Source organism: Verrucosispora sp. WMMA2121 (assembly GCF_027460185.1).
Classification (GTDB): domain Bacteria; phylum Actinomycetota; class Actinomycetes; order Mycobacteriales; family Micromonosporaceae; genus Micromonospora; species Micromonospora palythoicola.
On record NZ_JAPZBH010000004.1, the window covers coordinates 1,560,361 to 1,576,561 of the forward strand.

The 16,201-nt window shown below is 72.6% G+C and carries 13 protein-coding genes and 1 pseudogene; 5 read left to right on the forward strand and 9 right to left on the reverse strand.

Features of this window, described 5'->3' with window-relative positions; genetic code table 11:
- Positions 1 to 7: 7 nt before the first annotated feature.
- Entirely contained in the window at positions 8 to 601 is a 594-nt protein-coding gene (locus tag O7605_RS07960) for a hypothetical protein (protein ID WP_269738566.1), read from the forward strand.
- A 2-nt stretch (positions 602 to 603) separates the two neighbouring features.
- On the opposite strand, the gene O7605_RS07965 is transcribed toward O7605_RS07960, so the two are convergent.
- Positions 604 to 1,158 carry a hypothetical protein gene (locus tag O7605_RS07965; RefSeq protein WP_269738754.1) on the reverse strand — a complete coding sequence of 185 codons (555 nt, stop codon included), beginning with the start codon at positions 1,156 to 1,158 and terminating at the stop codon, positions 604 to 606.
- Positions 1,159 to 1,356: 198 nt separating this feature from the next.
- Between O7605_RS07965 and O7605_RS07970 the strand changes: the two genes are divergently transcribed.
- Positions 1,357 to 3,909, forward strand: coding sequence for an FtsK/SpoIIIE domain-containing protein (locus O7605_RS07970; RefSeq protein WP_269738755.1), 2,553 nt, complete (start codon positions 1,357 to 1,359; stop codon positions 3,907 to 3,909).
- Positions 3,906 to 4,616, forward strand: coding sequence for a hypothetical protein (locus tag O7605_RS07975; protein ID WP_269738567.1), 711 nt, complete (start codon positions 3,906 to 3,908; stop codon positions 4,614 to 4,616). The genes O7605_RS07970 and O7605_RS07975 overlap by 4 nt, the downstream gene beginning before the upstream one ends.
- A gap of 11 nt (positions 4,617 to 4,627) precedes the next feature.
- Here O7605_RS07975 and folE read toward each other — a convergent pair whose 3' ends face one another.
- The 4 genes from folE to O7605_RS07995 form a co-directional block, all read right to left on the reverse strand.
- Positions 4,628 to 5,290, reverse strand: a complete 663-nt coding sequence (gene folE / locus O7605_RS07980; RefSeq protein WP_269738756.1) for a GTP cyclohydrolase I FolE — start codon at positions 5,288 to 5,290, stop codon at positions 4,628 to 4,630.
- 38 nt (positions 5,291 to 5,328) lie between these two features.
- Complete coding sequence (gene ftsH / locus O7605_RS07985; RefSeq protein WP_269738568.1) at positions 5,329 to 7,347, reverse strand: ATP-dependent zinc metalloprotease FtsH; 2,019 nt, start codon at positions 7,345 to 7,347, stop codon at positions 5,329 to 5,331.
- A gap of 326 nt (positions 7,348 to 7,673) precedes the next feature.
- The gene (gene hpt, locus O7605_RS07990) at positions 7,674 to 8,249 is read right to left on the reverse strand and encodes a hypoxanthine phosphoribosyltransferase (protein ID WP_164448636.1); all 576 of its coding nucleotides are present in this window, start codon (positions 8,247 to 8,249) and stop codon (positions 7,674 to 7,676) included.
- A 100-nt stretch (positions 8,250 to 8,349) separates the two neighbouring features.
- Entirely contained in the window at positions 8,350 to 8,487 is a 138-nt protein-coding gene (locus O7605_RS07995; protein ID WP_269738569.1) for a hypothetical protein, read from the reverse strand.
- Positions 8,488 to 8,639: 152 nt separating this feature from the next.
- Here O7605_RS07995 and O7605_RS08000 point away from each other — a divergent pair, with 152 nt between their 5' ends.
- Positions 8,640 to 9,602, forward strand: a complete 963-nt coding sequence (locus tag O7605_RS08000; protein ID WP_269738570.1) for a GlxA family transcriptional regulator — start codon at positions 8,640 to 8,642, stop codon at positions 9,600 to 9,602.
- A 24-nt stretch (positions 9,603 to 9,626) separates the two neighbouring features.
- Here the strand turns inward: O7605_RS08000 and O7605_RS08005 are convergent, their stop codons facing one another.
- From O7605_RS08005 to dacB, 4 genes and pseudogenes are all read right to left on the reverse strand, one after another.
- Positions 9,627 to 11,261: a gamma-glutamyltransferase family protein gene (locus O7605_RS08005; protein ID WP_269738571.1), complete on the reverse strand. Its 1,635-nt coding sequence runs from the start codon at positions 11,259 to 11,261 to the stop codon at positions 9,627 to 9,629.
- Positions 11,262 to 11,386: 125 nt separating this feature from the next.
- Positions 11,387 to 12,358 (reverse strand): annotated as a pseudogene (tilS, locus tag O7605_RS08010) (tRNA lysidine(34) synthetase TilS); the annotation flags it as partial.
- Positions 12,359 to 12,374: 16 nt separating this feature from the next.
- Positions 12,375 to 13,442: a zinc-dependent metalloprotease gene (locus O7605_RS08015; RefSeq protein ID WP_269738572.1), complete on the reverse strand. Its 1,068-nt coding sequence runs from the start codon at positions 13,440 to 13,442 to the stop codon at positions 12,375 to 12,377.
- Between the two features lie 147 nt (positions 13,443 to 13,589).
- Complete coding sequence (dacB, locus tag O7605_RS08020) at positions 13,590 to 15,059, reverse strand: D-alanyl-D-alanine carboxypeptidase/D-alanyl-D-alanine endopeptidase (protein ID WP_269738757.1); 1,470 nt, start codon at positions 15,057 to 15,059, stop codon at positions 13,590 to 13,592.
- A 621-nt stretch (positions 15,060 to 15,680) separates the two neighbouring features.
- On the opposite strand from dacB, the gene O7605_RS08025 reads away from it, so the two are divergent.
- A complete protein-coding gene (locus O7605_RS08025; protein WP_093409905.1) occupies positions 15,681 to 16,187 on the forward strand; it encodes an inorganic diphosphatase in 507 nt (168 codons plus the stop codon).
- Positions 16,188 to 16,201: the final 14 nt, after the last annotated feature.

A 16,201-nucleotide genomic window follows, 5' to 3' on the forward strand; every position in this document is an offset into this window, starting at 1 on the left:
GGCCGCCATGACCGAACCGCTTCCGGACCCGTTCGCCGACCAGCCCGACTGGGCTCCCCAGCCGCCCCGTCCGATCGAGATCGTCCCCGCTGCGGGAAGCGTCGAACTACGCGGGCGGCGCGTGCTCGTCGGACTGCCCGGTGTGGGCTGGCGGGCCGACCTGCGGGCCGACGAACGGGTCGTGCAGAACAGCCGCACCTACGTCCCGGTCATCCCGGAACACGAGTGGTACCGCGCCGAGTCCGACCAGGTCGAGGTCTTCGCCCCGCTGGTGCCCGTCGAACGGGTCTGGGTCGAGACGGTCGGCCCGGCGACCACGCCGACGACGGAGGGCGGCCTGCGGCTCGTCTCGTTGGACGCACCGGCCCACCCAGCACCGACGCCGGTCTTCGAGGCGGACTCGGTCACCGGGCGACGGGTCGTGCACGTGGTCGGCGCCGTCGAGCACCGCGATCTACGCGCCGTCACCGAGACCTACTCGGGTGCCGAGGGTGACATCTGTGTGCGGGTGACTCCCGAGATGGAGTGGTACCGCTGGGCCTGGCGCGGCCAGTCACCGACCACCCTGGAGGTACCGGTCCACATGTTGTGGGTGGAGTGAGGTCAGCTGGCTGTCGCTGAGCAGACCCGCCAGTCCTCGTTCAGCCGCGTGGTGAACGTCCATGCCTGCCGGTCGCTCTGTCGGATCCCGTCGACCTGTGCCGCAAAGGTCAGATTTACGCGCACCTCGGCTTTGTCTCCATCTCGATCCACTTGGAGCTCCCCCCAAACGGTCGACATTGTCGTTCCGAATCGCACCTCTCGGGCCGCTAAGTCGTCCCTAAGCCTGTGCAGCTGATCCAGATCGGTACTGCCCTCGCAGGTGAAGATCGATGCGCGCACGTCATTGCGGTCGACCAGGAACGCACGCAGGTAGTTGTCCACCACCACATCTGGGGCGCTGCGGTCGGGAGTGGTGGCTCGGTCGTAGACGAAGTAGCCGACCACCCCGCCGGTCAGGCAGAGCGCCGCGACCACCCCCGCAACCACGGTCAGCACCGTACGCAGGCGGCGCCGGGACTGGCGCGGCGCCGGCGCGACCGCAGGCGGTGCCAGCTCCTCCGGCGGGGTCCTCTGCGCCGGTACGCGGGAGACCTGGGAACCGGCGGAGGGCGGCACTGATTCCACCCTCTGAGGCTATCCGGTGGCGGCCCAGGACCCAATGCCCAAGATTTGGCAGATCGTGACCGAACACTGCCGATGGGTGAGATCCATGACAACAACGGCGCAGCACCGCCCCGCATCCCGGAGGTGAGGCCCTGGCTGGGATACCGTCACTTCTGCCCGGCGAGTGGGTGCCGACCTCGGGCGGAGGGGGTGGACACGGTGGGCGGTCCGAAGGCACGGACGCTCCGCGCCGCCGCGCTGCACCGCCGGGCCGCTGCGACGGTCGCGGCGGCGACGACGATCCTCGACGAGACCCGTCCCGTCCCGGCTGACCAGCGCCGTCAGTACGCGTTGGCCGAGCGGCTGCGGGACGCGGCGAGCATCCTCGCCCCGGGTTGGGCCGGGGCCGCGTTGGACGCGGTCGCTCCGGGCCACCCCGCCGGGGAGGGGCCCCCACCGTTCGTCCGGGTGGGCACCGCCGCGCCGCTGGACGACGCACGTTTCCCGGCGCTGGTGCCGATGTTCGGCAGCGGACACCTCGCGACGGACACCGACGCGCACGACCCACGGGTCGCCGGGCTGCTGCGGGCCGTACTGCTGCGCCTGCTGGCGGCGACACCGGCGGGGGCACTGCTGGTACGGGCGGTGGACGCGACGGGTGTCGCGCTGGCACCGTTCGCGGCGCTCGGCGACGCCGGGGTGCTGGCCCCGCCGGCCACCGACGTCGACGGGCTGCGGGCCGTGCTGGCGGAGGCGGAGCGGTGGGTGGCGCCGGACGCCTCCGGTCCTCGCCGGCACGACCGTTCCTTGCTGCTGGTGCTGGCCGCGCTGCCGGAAGCGCACCTGCCGGGTGACCTGGCGCGGATCGAGGCACTCGCCGAGCAGGGACCGGCAGCCGGATTGCACCTGGTGGTGGCGGGGTGGCCGGCGGCCGGCCGACCCGCGCTGCCGAGGGCTACGCCGCTGGCGATGCGGACGGCCTACGCGCTGCTCGGTAATCCGCCGGGTGCGGCGTTCGCCGGCACCGACGGAGGTCTGAACTCACCGGTCTTCGTCGACCCGGATCCGCCGACCGGGTTGGTCGACACCGTGTGCCGGCGGATCGCCGCCCAGGTCGAGGCCGGCAGCCGGCTCGCCCTGTCGCACCTGCTGCCACCGACGGACGAGCTGGGGCAGGCGGCCGGAACGGACGGGCTGACCACAACCGTCGGCGACGCGGGTGGGCGACCGGTCTCGCTCGGCTTCACCGAACTGACCCCGCACTGGTTGGTGAGCGGCCGGTCACGGGGCTGCCGGTCCACCTTCCTGACCACGGCGCTGCTCGGACTCGTCGCGCGGTACGGCCCGGGGGAGCTGTCGCTGTACCTGGTGGACCTCGGTGCCGGTGAGTCCTTTGCGGAGTTCCTGCAGACCGAGCGGGACAGGTCCTGGATCCCGCAGGTCCGGGCGGCCGCGATGGCCGCCGACCGGGAGTACGTGCTGGATCTGTTGGACCAGTTGACTGCGGAGGTGCAGCGGCGCGCCGAGGCGTCCACCCGCGCGGGTGGGCAGCGCTTCGCCGAGTTGCGGAAACATCGCCCGCTTCCCCGGGTCGTCTGTGTGCTGGAGAACCTGCAGGTGCTTCTCACCGAACGGGACCGGCTCTCCGCCGAGGTGGCCGCCCGGCTGGACGCACTGGCGAGGACCGGGCGGGCGTACGGTGTTCATCTGGTGCTGGCCGGCGAGGGTGACCTGGGCCTGGGCACCCGTTCCGACGGCGGGCAGCGGGACTCCCTACCGGGCCAGTTCCCGGTGCGGGTGGCGCTGCCCGGCGGCGGGGCGGTGCTGGCACCCACGAACGACGCCGCGGCCGGTCTGCCGGTGGGCAGCGCGGTGGTCAACACCGCGGGCGGGCTCGGCGGCCCACGGGGAGCGATCCGAGGTCATGAGCGGATGGTCCGGTTCCCCGACCCGGCAGACGAGCCGGAGGCGGTCACCGGGCTGCGCCACCGCCTCTGGTCGGCCCGCCCGCCGAACGCGACGCCGCCCGTCGTCTTCGCCGGGTACGCGCGTCCGCTGCTGACCAACGATCCCCGCTATCGGGCGGCCGTCGCGGGGCAGTCGACGGCGCCGGCCGCGTTGCTCGGGCGGGTGGTGGATGTCGCGCGTAGCACCGCAACGGTGTCGTTCGGACCGGCGGCGGGGCGCAACCTCGCGGTTCTCGGTCCACGACCTGCCGCGTGTCGCCTGCTGGCGACGGCCGCCCACACCACCGCGGCCCATCATCCGGCCGGTACGGCGCGGTTCGTGGTCGCCGTGGCGGACGCCGAGGCGGCACAGCTGGCGGACACTCTGGTCACGGAGTTGGCCGAGCGCCACCAGGTCGACCGGGTGGACCTCGCCGGGCTGGTCGCCGTGGCGGACGCTGGCGAGCCGGCGTACCTGGTCGTCTTCGGGCTGGACGTGGCACCGGCCGAGCAGCTGCCGCCGGCTCGACTGCGGGCTCTGCTGCGTGACGGACCACCGGCCGGGCAGCACCTGCTCGGCTGGTGGCGTACGGTGCCGTCGTTCGCGACGCTTGTCGAGCCGGACGAGACGGTGGACAAGCTGACCGCTGTGGCGGTGGCGGGTGTGCCGGGGGCGCAGCTCACTCCGGTCTTCGGTCGTCCGGTGGAGTGGCGACCCCGGCCCGACCGGGTGGTGCTCTGGGACGGGCCGACGGAGCGCGGTGTGGTGCTGGTTCCGTACGAGGCGCCCGGCAGCGTGCAGGGGGAACCCGGATGACTCTCGATCACTCGCCGACCACTGCCGCCGGGCCGGTTCGACAGCGGGCTGCCGGCGCGCCGGGGGATCCGGTGCGGGCCGCGTGGGCCGACTACCTGGCCGCGGCCCGGCAGCTCGACGGGGTACGTCGGGGCGCGGCGACCGCCGCGGGTGAGCAGGCCCGCGCGGTCCAGGCCGCCCGGGAGGAGCTGTCCGGGGTACGCACCCGGCTGGCGTCGCAGGAGAGTCGGCTGCGTGAGCTGGAGGTGCCGCCGATCTCGCTGGCGCCGACCCCGCCGGAACTGGTCGAGGCGAGCCGGTCGATGAGCGGTGGTCCGGCGGCCGTGTTGACCGCCCTGCGGGACGCCCGCCGGTGGGCTGTCGGCGCGGACGACACGCTCACCGCCCGTGGCCTGTCCCGGGTGGCGCACTGGCCGGCCCGCGCGCGCAATCTGCTGGTGTACGGGCCGCTGGGGCTGTTCGTTCCGGTGTTGCTGGTGGTGGTGTACCTGCTGGCCGGTACCGGCGCGGTGACCGCGTTGGCGGTGCTGGTGGCGCTGCCGGCACCGGCGGTCGCGTTCGGCCTGGGCTGGCTCGCGGTGGGCCGCTGCTTTCCGCCCGGTCCGGGAGAGCGGGTGGACCGCACGCCACGGTTCGGCGCGCTGGCCTGCCTGGTCCCGGCCGTGGTGGTCAACGCGGGGATCGTGCTGGGGATGCTGTCGTCCTGACCGCCAGGCGGTCAGCGAGGGATGATCAGAGCCATCGCCTCGGCCCGGGACTTGGCGTCGTGTTGCAGGGTGCCACGCACCGCGGACGTGATCGTCTTGGCACCGGACTTCTGGATGCCCCGCATCGCCATGCACATGTGTTCGCACTCGAGCACGACGATCACCCCGCGCGGCTCCAGCCGCGTCATCAGCAGGTCCGCGATCTGCGAGGTGAGCCGCTCCTGCACCTGGGGTCGCCGGGCGAAGACCTCGACCAGCCGGGCCAGCTTGGACAGCCCGGTGATCCGGCCGTCGGGACCGGGGATGTAGCCGATGTGGGCACTGCCCCGGAACGGCAGCAGATGATGCTCGCAGAGGCTCATCACGTCGATGTCCCGGACCAGCACCAGTTCCTCGTGGTTGGCCTCGAAGGTGGTGGTGAGCACCGTGGCCGGGTCGACGCGCAGGCCGGCGAAGAGTTCCGCGTACGCCCGGGCGACCCGGGCCGGGGTCTGCTGGAGGCCGTCGCGGTCCGGATTCTCCCCGACCGCGATGAGGATCTCGCGGACCGCCTTCTCGATCCGGCCGAGGTCCATGGTGTCCTCGACCGGACGACCGGTCAGGCGACCGTTGATCAACCGGGCGGCGATGTAGTCGAGGCCGTCGCTGTCGGGTTCGGTGGCGGAGGCGGCCAGTCCCCGCTGTGGGGAACTGGCCGCCGGGTCGTCGGTACTCAGTGCGAACCGTCCGAGGAGTTGTTCGAGCTGACGCCACCCACCGTCGCCTCCGCGCCGTCGGCCTCGGCCTGCACCTTGAGCGCGTCCTTCTCGGCCGGGGTGAGCACGGGCGGCTCGGTGGAGGGCTGGCGCTTGCCGAAGCCGTTGTACGGTGCCATCGGCGGGCGCTTGACCACCCGGGCGCAGATCCGGGCCATGTCGGCGGTGGAGAGGGTCTCCTTCTCCATCAGCTCGAGCACGATGTTGTCCAGGACGTCCCGGTACTCGACCAGGATCTCCCAGGCCTCGTCGTGGGCCAGCTCGATCAGGGCCCGCATCTCGCCGTCGATCTCGGCGGCGACGGCGTCGGAGTAGTCCCGCTCGTGGCCCATGTTGCGGCCGAGGAACGGCTCGTCGCCGCTGGTGCCGTACTTGATCGCACCGAGCTTGGAGCTCATGCCGTACTGGGTGATCATCGCGCGGGCCAGTGCGGTGGCCTTCTCGATGTCGTTGCCGGCACCGGTGGTGGGCTCGTGGAAGACGAGTTCCTCGGCGGCCCGCCCGCCCAGCGCGTACGCCAGGGTGTCGACCATTTCGGCGCGGGTCTGGGTGTACTTGTCCTCCGTGGGCAGCACCAGGGTGTGGCCCAGGGAGCGACCCCGGGACAGGATGGTCACCTTGTGCACCGGTGCGGCGTGCGGCAGTGCCCAGGCGACAAGTGCGTGCCCACCCTCGTGGTACGCGGTGATCTTCTTCTCCTGGTCGCTCATCACCCGGGTACGCCGCTGCGGACCGGCGATCACGCGGTCGATCGACTCCTCGAGCGAGTCGTTGGAGATGGCCCGCTGGTCCTTGCGGGCGGTCAGCAGGGCCGCCTCGTTGATCACGTTGGCGAGGTCGGCACCGCTGAAGCCCGGCGTCCGCTTGGCCACCGAGTCGAGGTCGACGTCGGGCGTGAACGGCTTGCCCTTGGCGTGTACCCGCAGGATGGCCTTGCGGCCCTCCATGTCGGGGGCGTCGACCGGGATCTGCCGGTCGAACCGGCCCGGTCGCAGCAGCGCCGGGTCGAGGATGTCCGGCCGGTTGGTGGCGGCGATCAGGATCACGCCACCCTTGACGTCGAAGCCGTCCATCTCGACCAGGAGCTGGTTCAGCGTCTGCTCGCGCTCGTCGTGGCCACCGCCCATGCCGGCGCCACGGTGCCGGCCGACCGCGTCGATCTCGTCGACGAAGACGATCGCGGGCGCGTTCGCCTTGGCCTGCTCGAACAGGTCACGGACCCGGCTGGCGCCGACACCGACGAACATCTCCACGAAGTCCGAGCCGGAGATCGAGTAGAACGGCACCCCGGCCTCGCCGGCCACCGCTCGGGCGAGCAGCGTCTTACCGGTGCCGGGCGGGCCGAAGAGCAGCACGCCCTTCGGGATCTTCGCACCGAGTGCCTGGTACTTCGCCGGGTTCTGCAGGAAGTCCTTGATCTCGTGCAGCTCCTCGACAGCCTCCTCGGAGCCCGCCACGTCGGCGAACGTCGTCTTCGGCGTGTCCTTGGTGATCATCTTCGCCTTGGACTTGCCGAAGTTGAGCACCCGGGAGCCGCCGCCCTGCATCTGCGACATGAAGAACAGCAGCAGCAGCACGAGCAGCACGATGGGAAGCAGGTTGACCAGCAGGCTGACCCAGATGCTGTCGGACGACACCTCGGTGTCGGCCGGCCCGGTGACCCGGTTGTTGGCCTTGGCGTCGAGGACCTGGTTCCAGACCTCGTCGCCGACCTCGTAAGGGAACTGAGCCTCGATCAGCTTCGTGGTGGTGTCGCCGAACTCGGTCTCCTCGGCCAGCTCGAGCTGGATCGTCTGTTCCTTGTCCTGGAAGACGACCTTCTCGATGCCGCCCTTGTTGAGCTGGTCGAGCGCGACGGACGTGTCCACCCGGTGGTAGCTGGGTCCACCGGTGAACAACTGACTGAGCACGACGGCGCCGAGGATGACCAGGATGACCCAGAACACCGGTCGGCGGAAGAAACGCGTACGTTCCATGCTGTTGTCGAGCGCCGAGACGCCCGCATCCTCCTGATCGACGTCCTGACCGACTGTGGGTGTCGCCGCCTGGGCGGCTGCCGGAGCCGCCGTGCGGGCCGGCCTCGACCCCGGGGCGCGATTGCCGCGCCACGGTCATTCGACGGTACACCGTGCGAGACCGATATGAGCTGGCGAGCCCAGCACTTACGCGTACGGCGAACCGGATGTCAGCCGGCGTGGCCCGGAGTCGGATCTCCGGGTCACCGTCGTCAACGGTAGTCCGATCAGCTGAAAGGCGGCTGTACGCCGGGCGGGAGGTGCCGACGTGCCGGGTGTCCGGCCGGTCAGGAGCGGGCGTAGACCTCCGGCTTGAGCACCCCCACGTACGGCAGCTCCCGGTAGCGCTCACCGAAGTCGAGGCCGTACCCGACGACGAACTCGGTCGGGATGTCGAAGCCGACGTACCTGACCGGCACCGTCACCTTCACCGCGTCCGGCTTACGGAACAGCGCGACCACCTCGACGCTCGCGGCCGACCGCGATTCCAGGTAACGCAGCAACCAGGACAGGGTCAGCCCGGAGTCGACGATGTCCTCCACGACGACGACATGCCGACCGGCGATGTCCCGGTCGAGGTCCTTGAGGATCCGGACCACTCCCGAGGAGGTGGTGCCCTGCCCGTACGAGGAGATGGCCATGAAGTCCAGCTCGGCCGGGGGGCCGTGCCGGCCCAACGCCCGGGCGAAGTCGGCCATGAACATGACCGCGCCCTTGAGTACGCAGACGAGCAGCAGCCCGTCGGAGACGTGCGCGTAGTCCGCGGAGACCTGTTTGGCCAGCTCAGCGGTCTTCTCGCGGATCTGCGCCTCGGAGATGATCACGTGGTCGATGTCGGCGTCGTACCAGGAGCCGTCAGCCATGACCATAGCCTGCCGTACGCCCCGGGTTCGCCGTCGGCGGGGCCGCCCGTTTCAGGGCAACCCCGCCTAGAGATTTACCGGACAAGAGGAACATTCCGGTTCAGCAGTGGCGTGACCGCCACCTGTGGCCCCCCTCGGAGGGCTTCCAGTCCGCCGAGTCACGACTGTCGGCGGCCAGCCCGAGGGCGGACAGCAGGGCGAGGGAGAGAAAGAACAGCAGGAAGAGCAGGAAACCCATGGCGGCGCTCGCTTTCTGACGTCTGCGGTTGTCGTGTCGCCGCCGGTGCGCACCGGACAACTGCCAGTCTGGGCATCCCGTCCCCTCGCCGACAGTGGCAGGAATGCCACTCCTACTCGATTTTCTGCCACCCGTGCGGTTACCCTCGTCACATGCTGCGTTCGGTGGCCGTACTCGTCCTGGACGGTGTCGCGCCGTTCGAACTCGGCGTGCTCGCCGAGGTGTTCGGTACCGACCGCACCGCCGACGGGCTACCGGGTTACCGCTTCGACGTGTGTGGTCCCCGGCAGGCCCCGGTACGCACCTCCGCCGGTTTCCATCTGGTGCCGAACGCCGATCTGGCTCCGCTGGAGCAGGCGGACCTGGTGGCCGTTCCCGCGCACGATCCGACCACCACCGCGCCGGTCGAGGTCCACGAGGCGCTGCGTCGAGCCGCCGATCGGGGCGCGTACCTGTTCAGCGTGTGCGCCGGCGCGTACCTGCTGGGCGAGGCGGGACTGCTCGACGGGCGGGAGTGCACCACCCACTGGCGACACGTCGACGAGTTGCAGCGCCGCCACCCGAGCGCCCGGGTGCGCTGCAACTCGCTCTACGTACAGGACGGCCGGCTGCTCACCAGCGCGGGCACCGCCGCCGGCATCGACGCCTGCCTGCACCTGGTACGCCAGGCGCACGGCTCGGCCACCGCCACCCGACTCGCCCGCCGGATGGTGGTGCCTCCGCACCGCGACGGCGGGCAGGCCCAGTACATCGAGGCACCGATTCCGAAGGCGCCGGAGGCGCCCACCCTGGAACCGGTGCTGGAATGGTTGATGGGCCATCTGGACCGGCAGACCACGGTCGACGAGTTGGCCGCACGGGCCGGGATGGCCCCTCGGACGTTCGCCCGCCGCTTCCGCGCGGAGACCGGCACCACCCCGCACGACTGGCTGACCAACCAACGCGTCCTGCTGGCCCGCCGGCTGTTGGAGGACACCGCGCTCACGGTCGAGGGGGTCGCCGAACGGGCCGGGTTCGGCGACGCCGCCGTCCTGAGGCACCACTTCACCCGCCGGGTCGGTGCCACGCCGCAGGCGTACCGCGGCACGTTCCGGGACCGTGCTGCTACCGGTTGACCCGGCGCCTGAGGATCGTGCCGGTCAGAATCCGGCGGCCGCGCCGTCCACCCGGGACTCGGAGCCGACCACGAACCCGCCGTCGGCGCGTCGCCAGATCGCCTGCCCGTAGCCGAAGACGGTGGGATCGGACGCGACGGTCACCTGGTGGCCCCGCTCCCGCAGGTCGGCCAGGAGTGCGGCGCCACCGGGCCCGGCCACCAGTTGTTCCTCGACCAGCAGCGAGCGGCCCGCGTGCCAGTACCAGCGTGGGGCGTCCAGCGCCGCCTGCGGGTCGAGGCCCGCGTCCACGGTCGCCGAGACCAGTTGGACGTGGCCCTGGGGCTGCATGTGCCCACCCATCACCCCGAACGGCCCCACCGGCACGCCCTGCCGAGTCAGGAAACCCGGAATGATCGTGTGATACGGCCGCTTCGCCGGGCCGACCGCGTTGGGATGCCCCACGTCGAGCCGGAAGCCGAGACCCCGATTCTGCAGCGCGAAGCCGTATCCGGGCAGCACCACGTGGGAGCCGAAGGCGAGGTAGGTGGACTGGATCAGGCTGACCATCATCCCGCTCTCGTCGGCGGTACAGAGGTAGACCGTCCCACCGCGCTCCGGTGCGCCGGTCACCGTCTCGGCCGCCGCCTCGGTGATCGCCGCGCGGCGCCGGGCCAGATGCTCCGGGCTGAGCAGCCCGGGCGGGACCGGGGCAAGATCGGGGTCGGCCACGTGGGCGTGCGCGTCGGCGAAGCCCACCTTGACCGCCTCGATCTGCCGGTGCAGCCACCGCGACCCGTCCGCCGGGTCCGATCCGTCCAGGATGCCCAGGGCGAGCAGGGCGGCCAGTCCCTGCCCGTTCGGCGGCAGTTCCCAGACCTCGTGGCCCCGGTAACGCACGGACACCGGGTCGACCCAGACGCTGGCGTGCTGTGCCAGGTCCGTCGCCGTGAGCAGCCCGCCGGTACGGGCGGCGTGATCGGCCAGGGCCGCCGCGATCCGTCCCCGGTAGAACTCCTCCGCCCGGCTGTCGGCGATCAGTCGCAGCGTCAGTGCCGCGTCCGGGTTGCGCCACCGCTCCCCCGCGCGGGGAGCCCGCCCCTGCGGTGCGAAGACCCGCCCGAACTCCGCGTACTCGGGACCGGACAGCCCGGCGTGCCCGGCGACCGCGCGGGACCAGGCCGCCGCCGTCGCGGTGGAGACGGGGTGTCCCCGCTCCGCGTAGCCGATGGCGTCGGCGAACAGCTCCGCGAACGGCAGCGAACCGAATCGCTCGTGCAGGTCGCGCCAGCCCGCCGGCACGCCCGGTACGGTCACCGGCAACCAGCCCCGGGCCGGCATCGCCGGGCCGACCGCCTGTGCCCCACCCAACGCCTCGGGAGGCTCGGTGCCTCGACCGCCGGTCGCCGCGAGGACCAGGTCCCGGGTCAGCCCGGCGGGTGAGCGGCCGGAGGCGTTCAGGCCGTGCAGCCGCTCGCCGTCCCAGACGATGGCGAAGAGGTCACCACCGATGTCGTTGGAGGGTGGTTGCACCGCGGTGAGCGTGCTGGCGGTGGCCAGCGCCGCGTCCACGGCGTTGCCACCGCGGCGCAGCACGGCCAGCCCGGCGGCCACGGCCAGCGGCTGGCTGGTGGCCACGGCGCCGCGCGGCGCGTAGAGCGGTTGCCGGGGATGGATCATGCTTCGACGACCGCCTCGCCGGTCGCTGTCCCCGCCACCGGAGGCGCCGACGTTCGGTCGGCCAACCAAGCCGGGGATGACGCCGACGTTCGGCCGGCCGTCGAAGCCGGGGATGACGCCGACAGCAGCCGATCGCCGCGGCGGAGCACCCGCAACCCACCCGGCAGGTAGCTGGCTCGCTGGCCCCGCCACGCCGTGACCAGGGCGTCGAGTGCGGCGACGTGGCGGTGCGACAGTGCGGCCGGCGGCGCGCCCAACTCGTGCGCCCAGGCCCGCAGCACCCGAGCGCGCACCGCGGGCGCCAGGGCCGCGAGGTTCCGGGTGGCCAGGCCGCCGTCGGGGTGCCGGGCCTGACCAAGCGCCGCGGCGGCGAGTTCGTCCAGCACCGCGTTGTCCGCCGCCACCAGCGTGGCGGTACGGGCGAGGTTGTCCAGCACACCCGGGCCGAGCGCCCGGACCAGCACGGGCAACACGTCGGACCGGACCCGGGAACGGGCGTACGCCGGGTCGCTGTTGTGCGGGTCGTCCCAGGGCACCAGCCCGAGGGCCGCGCAGGCCGCCCGGGTCTCCGCCCGCCCGATCTCCAACAGCGGCCGTACGAGGGGAATGCCGGCGAGATCCCGGCGGGCCGGCATGCCGGCGAGTCCGCGCGGGCCGGCGCCCCGGGCCAGCGCGAGCAGTACCGTCTCCGCCTGGTCGTCCCGGGTGTGACCGGTCAGCAGGGCCGAGGCGCCGTGTGCCTTGGCGATCTCCGCCAGCGCCTGGTAGCGGGCGTCGCGGGCGGCCGCCTCGGGGCCACCGGGCCGACCGGTGACCTCGACGCGGACCACCTCCACCGGCGACATACCGGCCGCCTCCGCCCAGCGCCCCACCGCCTCGGCCCGCCCCCGCGACCCGACCTGCAAGCCGTGGTCGACGGTGACCAGCCCGGCGGTACGGCCGGCCCGGGGTGCCACGAACGCGGTGGCCGCGGCCAGGGCCAGCGAGTCGGCCCCACCCGAGCAGGCGACCAGCACCGGGCCGTCCGTCGGCAGGTCGGCCAACGCACGCCGGACCGCGATCCGGATCGCGGCCACCGGCGGGGCGAGCGGAGCCATCGGCGCGGCGACGCGCTCAGCCGGCCGTCGGCACCGGGCCGACCGGCCCGTGCACCCGCGCCACCCAGGCATCCGGTTCGCTCAGCTCGGACAGCCGGGGCAGGGTCAGCGGCGACTCGAAGACCCGGTTGAAGCCGGCCATGCCGACCCGGTCCACCACGGCGTGCACGAACCTGCGGCCCTCGGCGTACTGCCGCATCTTGACGTCGATGCCGATCAGCCGCCGGATCGCCTTCTCGACCGGGTTACCGGCCTCGCGCCGCCGGTTGAAGCCGGCCCGGATCCGCTCCACACTCGGGATCACCTGTGGTCCGACGCCGTCCATCACGAACTCGGCGTGCCCCTCGAGCAGCGTCATCAGGGCGGTCAGCCGGTCCAGCACGGCACGCTGCCCCGGCGTCTGCACGATGTCCAGCACGCTGGACCGGCTCTGCGGGTCGCGGACCGCGTCGGCGAGGGTGCTCACCCCCCGACGCAGCCGCTCCAGCAGGTGCTCGCCGCCCTGGGCAGCGTCGACGAACGCCTGCACCTCACCGAGGAAGTAGGCCCGCATCCAGGGCACGGCGGTGAACTGCGTCCGGTGGGTCACCTCGTGCAGGCAGACCCAGAGCCGGAAGTCGCGTGGATCCGCTGCGAGCTTGCGCTCCACCTCCACGATGTTCGGCGCGACCAGCAGCAGCTGTCCGGGGTCGGCGGAGAAGACCTCGTACTGCCCGAGGACCCGGCCGGAGAGGTAGGCCAGCACGGTGCCGGCCTGCACCCCGGTCACCCGGGAACCGATCGCCTCGGTGAGCACACCGGGTTGTTTGTCCTCGGTGAGCCGACCGACCAGCGGGGTGATCACCTCACGGAGGCCGGCGATGTTCGTCGCCGCCCAGTCCCGCCGATCGACCACCCGTACCGGCGGGTGGGCGACCTGCGAGGTCAGCCCGGTGTAGTCGGCGACGTGCCCGGCCGCCTCGTCGGTCAGCCGGCGCAGCTCGGAAACCACCTCGGTGGCTTCGGCGTACGTCACCCGGGGGCCCGACTTGCCCAGAGCCCCCGCCGTCGCGGTAGCCAGATCCCAGTCCACGAACTGCGCCATGCGACCCACCGTACCCGCGCCGCGACACTCCACCCGGCCGGCCGACCCGGTGCCGGTCCGCCGGTCGGGTGACGGCGGCCGGTCGCGGGGCCGGGCCGCACGCCGCTCCGCCATTGCGCAACGCCGGACCGGTGGCCGTCGGGCCGCTCAGCGGCAGCCGCAGCCGGCCAGCGCGGCGGCGATCCGGTCCAGCGCGGCCCGGGCCGGCTCCATCCCGTCCGGCGGCACGTCGTCGGTGAGCACCGCGAAGGTGAGCAGGCGGCCTTCGGTGGTGGTCACCACTCCCGCGATCGCGTGCACCCGGGTCAACGTGCCGGTCTTGGCGCGGACCACACCGGCACCGGCGGCCGTGCCGGGTGCCGCACCGTACCGGTCACGCAGGGTGCCGGACCAGCCCGCGACCGGCAGCCCCCCGAAGATGCCGGCGAGCTCGGGCCGGTCCGGGCTCGCCGCCAGCGCCAACAGCTCGGTCAGCAGGACCGGGCTGATCAGGTTCTTCCGGGACAGTCCGCTGCCGTCCGCCAGGTCGAGTCCGCCGGCCGGCAGCCCCAGCTCCGACACCACCTCGGTCATCGCCGTCGCCGCACCGTCGAAGGAGGCCGGCCGATCGCGGGCCAGGGCGACCTGGCGGGCCAGCGCCTCGGCGACGATGTTGTCGCTATCGCTGATCATGATGTCGACCAGCCGGATCAGCGGCGGCGAGTGCACCACGCCGAGTTCGGCACCGGGCCCGCCGCCGCCGACCGGTTCCGTCGCGGTCGTCCCGGTCGGCGTCGGCGGGGCGGTGCCCTTGCGTACGGTGTCGACCGGCACCCCGAGCAGTTTGGCGAAGGCACGGCCGGCGACCAGGTCCGGTTCGGCGACGCGTTCGGCCCAGCCGGGGCCGGCCTTCGGATTCTCGCGCGCTCCGTCCAGCATCAACGCGGTGATCGCCCCGCCGTACCCGCCGGTGGGAATGTCGTCGTCCCAGCCGGGTTCGTGGACCGGGCCGGAGTAGCGCGAGGAGTCGACGACGACTCTGCTGGGTGCGACCCCGCCCAGCGCCTTCCGGACCTGGTCGGCGAGGTCGGTGAGGTTGGCCGCGCCCGGGTAGAAGCCCTTCGTGTCGGCGGCCAACGTCGGGTCCCCGCCACCGACCAGAACCACCTCACCGGGTTGTGCGCCCGCCACCGCCCGGGTCGGGATCCGATGGCCGGGACCCCGGGCGGTCAACACCGTCACGGCGGTCAACAGCTTGGTCACCGAGGCCGGCACGGTCCCCGCCCGGCCACCGCGGTCGAAGAGCATCTCCCCGGTGAGGGCGTCGGCCACCGCCACGTTCACCCGGCCACCCAGCGCGGCGTCGTCGATCAGCGGTTCGAGGGTGGTCCGGAGCCCGTCCGTGCTGGGCGGCGGCGCGCCGATGTCGGCGGCGGCCAGCACCGGGACCGGCGCGGGCTCCACCGCACCGGTGGCCGCCGGTGTCGCGGGCGAGTCGCCCAACCAGCTCCCCACCGGCCCGGGTCGGACCACGACCAGGCCCACGGCGACCAGCACGAGCACCAGCACGGCGGCGAGGACCAGCGGCAGCCGTCGGCGCGCTGCCGAGCCGACCGGTGCTGGTGCGACGCCGGCCAGTGGTGGTGCGACGCCGGCCGGTGGTTCACCGGTAGGGCCCACACCCGGCCCAACCGGCGCTGGGCTCACCGGCACGGATGCCGATCCGGTCGATGGTCCGGCCGGACTCGTGGGGACGGCGGCGACCGGACCGGCGGCCGGGCTCGTCGGGGCGGCACCATCGGGCGCGGCCGGACTTGTCGGGGTGACCTCGCCGGGCGCGGCCGGGCTCGTCGGGGTGACCTCGCCGGGCGCGGCGACCCGTCCGGAGGCGGCACCCCGAGGCGGTGTCGTCGGCGACGTGGTGTCCAGGGGCGGGTTCGCCTCGGACCGGTTCACGGGTGTCGGTGTGACGGGTGGCGTCGGGGGTTGTGGTCGGAGGATCTGCGCGTCCGGCACCGGAACCCGCCCGGCGACCGGCTTGGCCGGCGGTCGTTTCGCACCGCCCTCGGCGGCACCGCCGGGACGGTAGTGTGAATCTTCCCTCCCCACGACCCCCTCCTCCCCCACCGGGAACCGGCCTGGGTGACACTACTTCGGTCCGAAGACTATGCGGCGGCCGGAGTCGGTGGGTTGGCAATCACCTCCCTGCTCTGCCGCCGGTTCCGTCAAGCCAGCGTGGGCCAACGAGGGAGCGTGCAGATGGATTTCGACGTGACGGTTGAGATCCCCAAGGGTCACCGCAACAAGTACGAGGTGGACCACGTGACCGGGCGGATCCGGCTGGACCGCACCCTCTTCACCTCCACGCAGTACCCGGCCGACTACGGCTTCATCGAGGGCACCCTGGGTGAGGACGGCGACCCGCTCGACGCCCTGGTGCTGGTGCCCGAGCCGACCTTCCCAGGCTGCCTGATCCGGTGCCGCACGATCGGCATGTTCCGGATGACGGACGAGAAGGGCGGCGACGACAAGGTCCTCTGCGTTCCCTACGAGGATCCGCGGCAGGAGCACCTGCGCGACATCCACCACCTCGGCGAGTTCGATCGGCTGGAGATCCAGCACTTCTTCGAGGTGTACAAGGATCTTGAGCCGGGCAAGTCCGTGGAGGGCGCCACCTGGGTGGGTCGGACCGAGGCCGAGGCGGAGATTCAGGCTTCGTACCGGCGCGCCAGGGAGGCCGAGGAACGCGGCGAGTCCACCCACTGACGTCTCCGGCGAGG